We start from the raw sequence: 12,124 nt of genomic DNA, 5'->3' as shown, positions 1-12,124 counted from the left end.
TCAATATTCCTCCTTTTGATTAGTTTGATTGAGCAGATTTTAATGTTTTACTGAAGATCGTGTACAAGACAAACGAGACAATCAACCCACTGAAGAATGCAAAATCATTCATCTTAACTAAGAATGGTACTCCTTTTAGGAAAGCACCCGACATTGGAAGAATGAAGCTGACTACGAGTACCGTCATTGCGACAGGATTGTAACCGCTTTTATACTCGCCGTTGTTACCCTGAGGCACATAAATATTGTCTAGATTTAAAACTCTTTTTCGATGAATAAAGAAGCTAGAAAGCATAATACCAGCAATTGGACCAAAGATGGATCCGATAAAGCTATAGAAGTAGAATAATGTTGTCGTACTTTCTACAAGCTTCCAAGGCAAAATCAAAGTTCCAACCACTGCAGTCAAGACACCCGCTGTCTTCACTGTGAATATTTTGGGGAATAGAGACGACATTTGCAATCCAGATGGTAATAAGTTTGCAAACACAACGAATGCGATTGCACCTACGTTTAGAGCTAGGATCAATACAACAACAGCGAACGTATTCTCAATTTTATCAATGGCATGAACAATATTGAAAATTGGCTCACCAAACGCAATTTCAGTACCAGCAATTAAAGCAACACAAGTGATAGCAAAGAGAATATAGGACAGGATAAAACCTACTGGTAAACCAATCATGGCAGCTTTCGGTGATTTAGCTCGATGTGTGAAATCCGCCATATTAACCACAGGGCCAGCCCAGTTAGATACTAAAGCACTTACACAAGCAATAAAGACCAATGGACTTGAAGTTGGGTTTGCCGGAACATACTCTAAAATCGGTCCAAAACCACCAGCGATATTAATAGCCCATATAGCTGCACCAATGATAAACACATATACAACCGGGGATGACCAGTTACCGAACTTACCTAGTACTTTCATTCCTCCCAGGAACAACAGAACTGTAACTGTCCAGAGAATAGCATAGGAGATCATTATCGGTACATCTAAACCAAATATATTGAAGTCCCCGCCTAATGTCATATAATTCGGAATAAATCTCGCAAATATAACATTTATTGATTGTGCACCTACAACGGTTGTGGTTCCGAAGAACACTAAACCGGCAACGAGTCCACGAATTAATGCCGGGATAATAGCTCCTTTCACCCCAAAAGAATCACGAAGCAGCATTGCAAATGGAAGCCCATATTTGGATGCTGAATACCCATTTAAAGCATAAAATCCTGAAACGATAATTGCTGATAGCATAACCGCGAACAGTACCTGTATAGTATCTAGTCCAAGAATAAAGAAACCCGCTACTGTCATATACGACATAATGTTATGAACAGCACCCATCCATAGTGTTATATAGTTGGACATGCCCCAGTCTCTTTGATCAGGCTTTTTTGGAAGTAAGTCTTCTCCGTATCCGTATGACTTATACTCATCGTATTTTTTTTCCAAAATTGCTTGGTCCATGTTTACACTTCCCCCGCCTCTTTATTCATCAATATTAATTATTTCACGATATGCGTGCCTGCTTTTTCATTGATCGCATCTTTCAAGCTTTCTGGATTCGTGATAATAACCCTAGTTCCGCCTTTTTCTAAAAAGCCTAAACTCGCCTCAATTTTGGGGAGCATGCTTCCTGCTGGAAAGTGATTTTCCTGCACATACTGTTTGGTTTCTTCAACCGTGATTTTCGTAAGCTCCTTTTGATCCGGCTTACCATAGTTAATGCAAACTCTGGAAACGCCAGTTGTAATGATTAACGTCTCCGCGTGGATTTGTTCTGCTAATAGGCTTGTAGCAAAATCCTTATCGATTACTGCATCAACTCCTTTATACGTGCCATCTTCGGACTTAACGACTGGGATTCCACCGCCGCCGGAAGCAACAACGACAAAGCCCCCATCGATTAATGACTTAATCGCGTCTTTTTCTACAATATCAACCGGTCTTGGTGATGAAACTACTCTACGATATCCCCGACCAGCGTCTTCCACAAAAATCCATTCAGGATGTTCTTGTTTCATTTCTTCAGATTGCTCTAATGTAAAGAAGGAACCTACAGGTTTCGTCGGGTTTATGAAGTTAGGATCTTCTGGACTCACTTCAACTTGTGTAATTACTGTTGCGACATTTTTGTTGATTCCTCTAACTGCAAATTCGTTAATCAAAGCCTGTTGAATTAAATAGCCTATTCCACCTTGTGTATCGGCTCCACAATTAACTAAAGGTACAGGAGACATGCCAGCAACTTCATGTGCAATTTCGGATCTTCTTAACCCAAAACCTACTTGTGGTCCATTACCATGAGTAACTACAACGTTATAGCCTTCTTGCACCATATCAGCAATATTAACAACTACTTCTTTCACTGCCTCATATTGGTCGTTAATCGAATCTTGGCCATTTCCTTTCACCAATGAGTTACCACCAATAGCAACGATTACAACCTCTTTCATATGACGCCTCCTAAATTGTTCTTCCAAGTAATTCAAGTGATTGTTCTTTGTGTGAATGATATAAAGGATTAGTTGGATCATTCTTGATTGCATTCTCGATCGCCTGAACCGCCTCTTCATGCTTGCCTAAAGATCTTAGACTGTTTGCCTTATGGAATGAGAAATCATATCTATTTGGCTGAAGATATAGAAGTTTATCCATCTCGGCAATCGCTTCTTCGTGTCGACCAAGCTCTCTTAAATAATTTGATTTGTGGTAGCGATAGAATGTTTCATTTGGCGCGAGTGCACATGCCTTATCATATTCTTGAAGAGCTTCCTCAGGTTTTTTGCACAATCTTAAACAATTCGCTGTGTAGAAATAGAAGTCCAGATCATCAGGGGCAATTGCCAGTGCACTTCGATATTGTTCTAGTGCTTCTTCGTATCTCTTCAATTCCTGCAAGAAATAACCTTTATAGTAGATGAGGTCAAGGTTTTGATCGTCAAGTTCAAGCCCATGGTTGATTTCTGATATAGCTTCTTCATACTTATCATTTTTGGCAAGAGACTTTGCCTGCTTCACGTATTCATTGTTTTCATTAAAGTTTTTTTGTAGAATGTTCAAGACTTTGTGCTGACGATTCTGTTCAGCTCGTTGAAGGGACGAGAACCCGTCTCGATCTGGCAAATCCACATCTGCCCCCGCTTGAACAAGTGTTTCAATGATGTCGGAGTACAATCGTCCGCCATTTCCCAATATGACTGCCTCAAGGAGGGCTGACCATCCTAAATTATTGACATGATTCACCGGAACTCCTGCGTCAATACACACTTCTACTGTTTTTAAATATCCCTTTTCACTTGATGGTAGTAGTGCTGTTCCTCCAAAACGATTAACGCTTTTCAGATCAGCTCCACCAGCAATCATTAAACGTGTGATTTCATAGAACCCATTTGCTGCTGAGCAGATAAACGGAGATAATTGCGTAATATCTCGAGTGTTTACATCGCTACCCGCTTCAATTAATCTTTTAGCAATTGCGATTTGATTTTTTTGAGTTGCCGCCATTAAAGCTGTTCGTCCGGAAGCATCTTTATAGTCAATACTAGCGCCTTCATTTAACAATAGCTCAACAGAAGACTGATCTCCCTGTTCACTCGCCTCGATTAATTTCATATTTAAAGAAAGATTTTCCAACCCCCACACTCCTTTGCAACCATTTACTTTAAGAAGAATCGTGGTCCTACATGAGTTAGGACCACATTTTTTTATTTAATTTTTTCACCTAATGCAAGCAAAGCCTTTTCAAATGCTTCAATTGGAGGGTTGACGATACCAGCACCAATCATTCCAATTCCAGCATCTTTATGTGCAATAGCCGTATTAATAATCGGCATAATTCCGGTTTGAATGACTTTTCGAACATCAATACCCGTAGGAATACCGATAAAGTCAAGCATAGGAATCGTCACACTTGGATTTTCAGTTGTTGTAATCTCTCCCATTTTTGTTGTGTAACTGATTGCGTCTTCAACGGTTCCACCAACGAGTGAGACAATTGCAGGTGCAGTTGCCATAGCAAATCCACCAATTCCATAAGTCTCTGTAATCGCACTGTCACCAATATCAAGACCCGAATCTTCTGGCTTGTATCCGGCAAACATGGGCCCAATAACTTGTTGTGCAGGTCCTGTAAACCATACGTTTCCAGCGATTCCACTAACACGAATACCGAATTCCACACCATTACGTGCCATTGTTGTGACAATCGTACTGTTTTCGATGCCATGAGCAGCATCTAGAGCACATTTACAGAGGGCCATCCATGTCGGACCAGAGAAGTAATCACTGCTGGCAATGAAATCAAATACATCTTTTTTCTGTTCGACTGTGAAATTGGTTTGAATAATATAAGGTGTTAGTGCTTGAATGAGCAAGGTTGTTCCGGCAATATTTCGGTTGTGGCACTCATCACCCATATGAAGAGCTTGGGAAAGCATTAAGCGTAAGTCTATTCCTGTTGGATTTAGTTTCATTGCATCTCTTAACATAGGACCTAAAACATCGCGCATCCAAATTAAACGATTAACTACACTTTCGTCATTGGCACCCATGCGAAGAATTTTGGACAATTGCTCACTTAGATTTGTATACGCGATATTTCCATATGTTTTATTCTCTACGATGTGCATAAACATGGAAGCGGATGTTACACCTGCCATGGAGCCAACACAGTTATGTTCATGACATGGCGAGAAGGTAATCTCACCAGATGCGGCTAGTTCAGCTGCTTCCTCAATATTTTTTGCAAGTCCTTCAAAGACAAGTGCCCCTGTAACTGCACCTTTCATCGGACCATTCATTTTATCCCAAGTGATAGGTGGGCCTGCATGTAAAATTGTTGTTTTCGTCATACCAGGAACGACATTAATGGCTTGATCAAAGCCGATCAGTACCGGCTGTGAGTTAATAATTCTCTCAACAGCCTCCTTATTAGCGGCCTCGATTTTATCAATAACACTTGGGTCCTCAAGCTTATCAAGTGCAGTAATTAAATCTGGATTACCTCTGCCTGGTGGTGTCCACTCCAAGTGAGTTACACTCGCGTTTTGTTTTAACATATCATCTTTAAAATTCTCGATACCTACATTGATGACATTTAGTTTGTTATTAAAAAGTTCATTGATTTTATTCATGACTATTCTCCTTTCACAACAAATTCTCTTGCTAATAGACCTGCATTTTGGCTGCTGCTCGCATGTGTAGCACCTGAAGCCAACAATTTATTAATTTGGCCTTCAATATTTTGACTATCAAGCTCTGTACCAAGAATGTATCCGATAACTTCCAGATGTCTTCCTTCTTCTTCTGCTGTTTGTTTCGCTTCAATGATTGCTGGAAGCATAGCACCTACAGGATCCTCGTGGGCACCAAAGCCCAGAACAAAGTCCATCACAATAACGCCAACAGAAGGGTCCTTCGCTTCTTGAATAAATCTCTCGATACGAGTAGATGGATCTATCATTGGATGCGGCTTACCTTGTGTAAACTGGTCATCACCAAAATCAATAAATGTATGCGCTTGGCTTACTTTAACGTCCTTTAAGCGATATTCAGGATCTCTCTGAATGTTGCTATAGACATCGTCGAATTTCTCCATAGCGATATGCATCGCTTCATCACAGAGCGTACCGCCACTGAAAAGTCCACGGATATATTTTTGTTCAGGTTTTAGTTTAGCTCGCACTTCATCAATAAGCGGGAGATTTAATGCGCGTTTGTTAAGCTTTGTTTCGTCAGCTCCAGCTAAAACAACCGCTTTGAGTGCAGCTTCTTTTGACATTTTCGCAAAATGACCGCCAGCTTTGATGACCTTATCTTCATCTCCACCAACAAACCATACAACAACCGGTTTTTTGCATTGTTTAATTTGTGCTAGTACTTTCTCTTCCACACTTGGTGCTGGTGGTTTAGATACGAGAACAATTACCTTTGTTGCATCGTCTTCTTCCAGAGCTTTAATTCCAGCCAGCATCATCATGCCGCCTACTTCTTCACTTAGATCTCTACCGCCTGTACCGATTAACTGTGTGATTCCACCACCAAATTCATGAATACGAACCGTTACTTCTTGGCTTCCTGTTCCAGATGCGCCAACGATACCGATGTTGCCCTTTCTCACTGCATTCGCGAAACAGAGAGCAACATTGCCAATAATCGCGGTACCACAGTCCGGACCCATCATTAACAAACCTTTTTCGAGTGCTAATTTCTTTAATTCGATTTCATCTTCAATGCTTACATTGTCACTAAACATCATGACGTGAAGATCATTTTCAAGAGCCTTTCTTGCTTCTCTAGGTGCGTAAGCCCCATTAACAGCAATAACCGCTAAATTAGCTTCTGGGATCGCATTTGCAGCTGAGGAAATTGTTGAGTATTTCACCTCGCTCTTTCCTTTAGAAGAATCTTTCTTTTTCGTAAACAACTCATTTATGCCGATGAAAGCACTTTCACAAAGCTCGTCAGATGCGGCCTTCACAATGATAACAAGGTCACTAGATTTTGCATTTTCCACTTCTTGTGTCATCAAATCAACATTTCGGATTACCTCTTTATTCATTTCAGTAGCCATTGCAATAATCGCTTGATCAACGCCTTCGATTTGATTCGCTTTTGTTGTAAGAGACATCAAAGATACTGAATCGATATACGTGTTGGGTTTTACTAGAACTTGAACAGTCATACTTTACCTCCAATTGTCATATTCGTTTCTAGCCCAGCCATAATTCCTAGAGCTATATCTGTACCTGAAGAAGAACCTATGTCCAATACCTTGCGTAGAGACATAATCAATTCATCCTCGTTACCTCTAAATAAGGCATTCATTAAATCAATTATTGTTTCTCTTACCTTACCAACTGCGGCTTTCTCTAATGCGGTATAGCTTATGTCATTTGTTAAGTTCTTTGCTTTGGATACGACTTCTTCACAAAATGATTTATTTGAAAAACATGGGCTGTTCCCGATATTGAACACGGTGAATAATCCCACCAAGAAATCATCGCCAGCTGGAGTTAACCCTGGTCCAAGGCCTATTAGTGAAGTTGCATGTTTCATTGCATTTGACAGTTCATTGTTTTGCAATTCAGATACTAGTAAAAGAGTGTGTTCATGAAGCATTCTGGACATTTCACTGTCATAAGGGCTGCAGCCCTTAAAACCTCTATTTATCGCACTGTTTTTTCCGTGAATATCGATATAATCCTTCATTTTGGATAGATTATTATTTAAGACGTACCTATCGGTGGGGTATATGGGTAATTCACATTTCCATTCCATGACACCGTCCATAGCTATAGACATCTTATTAGCGATCGATAAATTCGAATGATCCGAACTAACAATATCATTCACAACAATATCTACCTTTTCAAAACAATCTAGATCAATGATGAGTGTATTAGGAGCATTATCTATTTCCTTACACCCAACGGTATACAAATCTCCATGATCTAAACATTGAATATTAACTGTACGATTAAATGTGCTATGAACAACCCCATGAAAGTTATGCTGGATTATTCGTTGAATAAAATCATCGTCACCGGATTTTGCTAATCTCATTGTGGACATCTGACCCTAAAAAGGTTCTCCCCCCTTTTGGTTACTTCGTACAAAATGTAACTCTAAGCACAACAAACCTTACACACTTACTATATAATAGGCATAGCGGGGCGTCATCGTTTAAGCGAACCAAAAAGAACCCATCCCATTTAGGCATGTTATACAAATTAAATTGTCAAATGTGTGTCTGAGGAGAGTGGCTTAATTGCTAACAGTTAAAGACTTAATGAAGATCAAAGCTATAGATGGCCTAAAGATTGTTGCTGGAGAAGAAGGAATACATAATCCAATATCCATTGTGAATATTATCGAGAACCCAGATGCATTCGACTGGTTGTCGCCTAACGAACTACTCTTATCAACGGGTTATATTTTTAAAAGTAGCATTGAGTTACAAAACAGAATCATTAAAGAACTCGCAGAACTTAACTGTGCTGGTCTTGTTGTAAAAATGAAACGATACTTTGACAAAATTCCTCAGAACATGATTGATGAGGCTAATAAGTACGGTTTGCCACTCTTAGAATTGCCATTCGAATATACACTTTCTAATGTAATCTCAATCATTAATGAAAAGGTTTCAGGAGAATATGATCTGCTCAATAGAAAAACGCTTGATATGCATAACATATTTTTCAAAATAACTCTTGAAGGTGGAGGAATTGCAAAAATATCTTCCATGTTATCTGAAACGATCAGTAATCCCATTATTATCGTGGACAAAGATTGGAGATTAGTACATCACACAGAACACCCCCAAAACAAAAGTCCGCTCGAGTATTATCTTGACTTCTCAAGCAAAAAGCCTGTTTTCAACAAAGAGTTCATTGATTCCATTCCTAAAAATCTAAGTGAGATGAAAAAGTCGATCAAGAGGAGTTATCATTCAGAAGATGCTGAAATAAAATGCAGGGTTATTCCCATCGCTGCTTCTAATGATATATATGGTTACATTGTTATTTGGCAGTCGGTTCGTAAGTTAACTGAATTTGATTATATTAATCTACAGCAAGCCTCCACCATCATGGCACTCGAATTGATCAAGGCAAGGGAAATAAAAGAACTTGAACTACGAATTAAACAGGACTCATTTGATGATTTACTTTCGGGAAAGATCACATCACAAGAAGCTCTGCAAACCCTATGTTATTTGCACGGTTTAAATCCGAGCTATATGTATTACAGTATTGTAATTAATATTGAAGTGAATGAAGTGGCCAAGATAGAAGATATGATCACGAGGAAATACACAATGGAATCCGTTGCGAAAAAATGTGTGGGTATTATTTATGAGATGGCGCATAAGGCAACTGGAGAAATTAAGTGCTTTTATAGAAATAATAGAGTTATTATTTTGGTTGGACAAAATGAAGATAGACCGCCTATTACTATAAATGAAGCTAAACAATATGCAAATGAACTTCTTGATCTGCTGCTCAATAAAACGAAGGAAACGTTCCTCATAGGCATTGGTCAGCAATACAGTAAAATCAGCTCCCTGTATAAAAGTTTTTCTGAGTCGAACGAAATGATTAAATTGATGCAGCAGAAGAACCTCCAGAACAAGGTCACTCATTACGAAGATTATTCAGTTCACCACTTTTTAGAATCCAATATTAAGGAAGCCGCATTAGAAGAATTTTTCCGAAAATGTCTTGGTAAAGTATATGACCATGATCAGATACATGGTACAAGCTATATGTTAACTTTGGAAAACCATTTTTTAAACAATCTGAATGTCACTGAAACTTCGAAGGCCATGTTTTTACACAGAAACACACTTATCTATAGGATTGATAGAATCAAAGAAATACTAAATGTTGATTTAAAGCATTCTGAAGAGCTCCTGCGCATTCAATTAGCTTTGAAAATATTTAGAATTTTAAATAAAAATATGTAATAATCCTTTACATAGAAAAACGACCTCGCCTAAGATAATAGTTATCTAAGACGGGGTCGTTTACTAGTTTTGATAGCAAGTTTCGTACTTATCCTTCATTAATAAACTTTTACAAGCCAAACCATTATCGTGATAAATCTCTTTGCCAATCTGCAGTTCAATGCTTCGATTAGAAGTTAGATACTCAGGGTCATCATTTTTAATAAATACAGTATCCTCGTCCATCCACTCTATAGAAAACTCACTTTTTGCATCACTGAAATAAACGGTCTCCGTTCTATTTGTCTCATCATTGTGCGAGATTTCTACCCACAGATTAACACCACCAGCAGCACCACCATAAGTCATATAATAAGCATTAGCCGTATATTTCCCGTCTGGTGAGACTACAGGACCCTTATATAACTCACCCTCAAGATTATTAAAAGTAAAAAAATATTGGGTATATAAAAATAGTGTAACCACTGTAATAATACCGGTCAGAGAAACAATTAGGGAGTATTTCGGAAATGGTTTCTTTTTTAAATAAACAAAGTATAAATTTCTAATTATCTTTTTATATTTTCTTAAATGCTCGTAAAGCCTTATTCTATGTGCTTTCGAGTATTTTTACTGTAGGAAGATACTTCACGTTTCTTTGCATATTTCCTCATGTCTTAGCTGTCAGAAGTGGTAAATAAGTAGTAAATTCATTTGTACTACTAAGCAACAAGACGCTCCTGTTGCTTCTCTTTATTCAAGCGTTTCATTTCTGCCATTGCAGAATCGAATGTTGCATGTGCGTAATAGTTCAGCGTCATGGCTATATTAGCATGTCCCATAATGTACTGTAATGCCTTTGGATTCATTCCTGCATTTGCATAGTTGGTACAGAATGTATGTCGCAAACTATGTGGAGTGATGTGTGGCAATTTATCCTCGTTATACTTATTGTATTTCTTAACAAGACCTTTCATCATGCCGTTGTAATCACTTGCCACTTTTGGATAGTTCTTTCTATTAAGAAAGAGGAAATCACTATATCCATCAATCTCAACACGCTTATCATTCTTTCGATTCGCTAACACTCGCTTAAATGCTTGATAGGCTTCTTCAACCATAGGAACTTGACGTTCGCCACTTTTGGTCTTTGGTGTTTCAATGTAGTACCCAATTTCAGTATCTCTCAATAGCTGATGGTCTATATTGACAAGACGATTCTCAAAATCTAAATCTGGAAGTGTCAAACCACCAAACTCTGAAATACGAAGACCTGTTTTTAAGAGTATCAGAATTTCATCATAATTTTTGCTGTAGGTTTTATCAGCTTTTGCAAAGGCTAACAGTTTTTCTTCCTGTTCTTCTGTTAGTACGGTCTTAGGGACAGTATCATCATCAAGAACTGCTTTCAGTTGAAAGTCAAATGGATTCTTCCGAACACAATCATCTTGTATAGCAATATAGAATGAAGCCTTTAAAGAACGTTTGTAGTTATTGATGGTTTGATAAGCATAACCATTTTCACTCATTCTAATAGCCCATTCTTTAGCGTCTGATGGCTTAATACTGTCAATACTTCTTACACCTAACTTGTCTTTCTTCAAAATATCCATAAGATATTTGCGTCCAGTTTCAGTGTTTTTTCTAACCTTTGGTCTTTGAGCGTTCTGTTTTGCGTAAAGCTGGCAGAGTGTCATTTTCTTTCCTACAACATCAATACCATCATGAATGTCTTTCTGTAACTCTGCGATTTTCTCTCTAAGTGAGATACAATCACGCTTTCCTGCTGGTACTCGGTCTGTAGCCACAAGTTTCCACGAGTAAACAAATTGCGGTTCTCCAAATGAATCTATATATTTGTATAAGTATCTTCCGTCTTTTCGTTGGCTCTCTCCAGTCTTTAAGATTCGACCTTTATTGTCACGTCTTTTTTCTGACATGGCATTTGCTCCTTTCCTTTATGGAAAGAGCCTTGATACGACTTAATACTATTTTATCATATACAAGACCCTTTGGCGACGCTAGATTGCGTCCAATGTATCTATAATTTTTTCAAATTGTTTTCGTTTAATCTGAATACGATTGCCATTCATAATCAGCCAATTTGCATTTTTATTTTCCTCTGCCAAGCGTCGTAGCTTGTTTTCGCCAATACGAAAATATTTTGACGCTTCTTCAATGGTTAGGGTATAACGTTCCCAAATAGGAATGTCAGTCTGCTTCATAAAATCCTCCTTTCCAAATCACTTATTTGGATTTCATAAAAGTTGTTTTACCAGCAATCGAACAGCTTTAGCAAAGCTCACGGGAGTTCCACCCCTGCATGGTTCTCATGTAGCCATACTCATTGCCTGCGACGGTTTTATCACGCTCGGACTATTGACTGTATGGGAGTATCATTATCACGATAAGAATGTCGTTGCAGGCAATCCTGCTAAAGATTGCTTCTCGGATCACTAACATGAATCGCTCGCTATCTTTATAAGATAGGTCATGGCGGTTAGTTCCGTTGGCTCTTTTCTTATCGAAACGTATTCGATTACTTTTATTCAGTTTTCAAAGAACAATGGCTCGTTAGCCTATCAAAACACATTGAAAGCTCAATATGCTTTGGTGGAATAACAAACCTCCCTGTTCGGGAAGCGTGGAATGGTTTAGCACGCTTCCACGAA

The 12,124-nt window shown here is 38.5% G+C and carries 10 protein-coding genes; 1 reads left to right on the top strand and 9 read right to left on the bottom strand.

All coding sequences use genetic code 11. The annotated features are described in order from the left end of the window. Positions 1 to 19 precede the first annotated feature (19 nt). The 6 genes from ACFQV5_RS23125 to ACFQV5_RS23100 form a co-directional block, all read right to left on the bottom strand. Positions 20 to 1,474, bottom strand: coding sequence for a cytosine permease (locus ACFQV5_RS23125; protein WP_379250420.1), 1,455 nt, complete (start codon positions 1,472 to 1,474; stop codon positions 20 to 22). A gap of 38 nt (positions 1,475 to 1,512) precedes the next feature. Beyond that, the gene (gene arcC, locus ACFQV5_RS23120; protein ID WP_379250418.1) at positions 1,513 to 2,463 is read right to left on the bottom strand and encodes a carbamate kinase; all 951 of its coding nucleotides are present in this window, start codon (positions 2,461 to 2,463) and stop codon (positions 1,513 to 1,515) included. A gap of 10 nt (positions 2,464 to 2,473) precedes the next feature. After that, entirely contained in the window at positions 2,474 to 3,622 is a 1,149-nt protein-coding gene (locus ACFQV5_RS23115) for an ankyrin repeat domain-containing protein (RefSeq protein WP_379250416.1), read from the bottom strand. A gap of 92 nt (positions 3,623 to 3,714) precedes the next feature. Then, positions 3,715 to 5,142 carry a YlbE family protein gene (locus ACFQV5_RS23110; protein WP_379250414.1) on the bottom strand — a complete coding sequence of 476 codons (1,428 nt, stop codon included), beginning with the start codon at positions 5,140 to 5,142 and terminating at the stop codon, positions 3,715 to 3,717. Positions 5,143 to 5,144: 2 nt separating this feature from the next. Beyond that, the gene (gene fdrA / locus ACFQV5_RS23105; RefSeq protein ID WP_379250412.1) at positions 5,145 to 6,692 is read right to left on the bottom strand and encodes an acyl-CoA synthetase FdrA; all 1,548 of its coding nucleotides are present in this window, start codon (positions 6,690 to 6,692) and stop codon (positions 5,145 to 5,147) included. Further along, a complete protein-coding gene (locus ACFQV5_RS23100) occupies positions 6,689 to 7,573 on the bottom strand; it encodes an oxamate carbamoyltransferase subunit AllH family protein (protein WP_379250410.1) in 885 nt (294 codons plus the stop codon). The genes fdrA and ACFQV5_RS23100 overlap by 4 nt, the downstream gene beginning before the upstream one ends. A 205-nt stretch (positions 7,574 to 7,778) precedes the next feature. Between ACFQV5_RS23100 and ACFQV5_RS23095 the strand changes: the two genes are divergently transcribed. Continuing rightward, positions 7,779 to 9,473 (top strand): PucR family transcriptional regulator, encoded by a 1,695-nt coding sequence (locus ACFQV5_RS23095; RefSeq protein ID WP_379250408.1) that lies wholly within the window; start codon positions 7,779 to 7,781, stop codon positions 9,471 to 9,473. 63 nt (positions 9,474 to 9,536) lie between these two features. Here ACFQV5_RS23095 and ACFQV5_RS23090 read toward each other — a convergent pair whose 3' ends face one another. From ACFQV5_RS23090 to ACFQV5_RS23080, 3 genes are all read right to left on the bottom strand, one after another. Then, positions 9,537 to 9,956, bottom strand: coding sequence for a DUF5412 family protein (locus ACFQV5_RS23090; RefSeq protein WP_379251149.1), 420 nt, complete (start codon positions 9,954 to 9,956; stop codon positions 9,537 to 9,539). 218 nt (positions 9,957 to 10,174) lie between these two features. Further along, on the bottom strand, positions 10,175 to 11,392 hold the full coding sequence (locus tag ACFQV5_RS23085; protein ID WP_001291561.1) for a tyrosine-type recombinase/integrase: 1,218 nt from the start codon (positions 11,390 to 11,392) through the stop codon (positions 10,175 to 10,177). Between the two features lie 81 nt (positions 11,393 to 11,473). Then, positions 11,474 to 11,677 carry an excisionase gene (locus tag ACFQV5_RS23080; protein ID WP_000814511.1) on the bottom strand — a complete coding sequence of 68 codons (204 nt, stop codon included), beginning with the start codon at positions 11,675 to 11,677 and terminating at the stop codon, positions 11,474 to 11,476. Positions 11,678 to 12,124 lie beyond the last annotated feature (447 nt).

The sequence above is a fragment of the Paenibacillus sp. GCM10028914 genome (assembly GCF_042666275.1).
Taxonomy (GTDB): domain Bacteria; phylum Bacillota; class Bacilli; order Paenibacillales; family Paenibacillaceae; genus Paenibacillus_AQ.
The sequence above is the reverse complement of the archived record's forward strand: the minus strand, read 5'-3'. Positions and strand labels throughout refer to the sequence as shown.

Excerpts from the sequence above, each read along its gene's own strand:
- ACFQV5_RS23110 (WP_379250414.1), bottom strand. The coding sequence starts at position 5,142 with ATGAATAAAATCAATGAACTTTTTAATAACAAACTAAATGTCATCAAT.
- ACFQV5_RS23100 (WP_379250410.1), bottom strand. The coding sequence starts at position 7,573 with ATGAGATTAGCAAAATCCGGTGACGATGATTTTATTCAACGAATAATC.
- fdrA (WP_379250412.1), bottom strand. The coding sequence starts at position 6,692 with ATGACTGTTCAAGTTCTAGTAAAACCCAACACGTATATCGATTCAGTA.
- ACFQV5_RS23080 (WP_000814511.1), bottom strand. The coding sequence starts at position 11,677 with ATGAAGCAGACTGACATTCCTATTTGGGAACGTTATACCCTAACCATT.
- arcC (WP_379250418.1), bottom strand. The coding sequence starts at position 2,463 with ATGAAAGAGGTTGTAATCGTTGCTATTGGTGGTAACTCATTGGTGAAA.
- ACFQV5_RS23085 (WP_001291561.1), bottom strand. The coding sequence starts at position 11,392 with ATGTCAGAAAAAAGACGTGACAATAAAGGTCGAATCTTAAAGACTGGA.
- ACFQV5_RS23125 (WP_379250420.1), bottom strand. The coding sequence starts at position 1,474 with ATGGACCAAGCAATTTTGGAAAAAAAATACGATGAGTATAAGTCATAC.
- ACFQV5_RS23115 (WP_379250416.1), bottom strand. The coding sequence starts at position 3,622 with ATGAAATTAATCGAGGCGAGTGAACAGGGAGATCAGTCTTCTGTTGAG.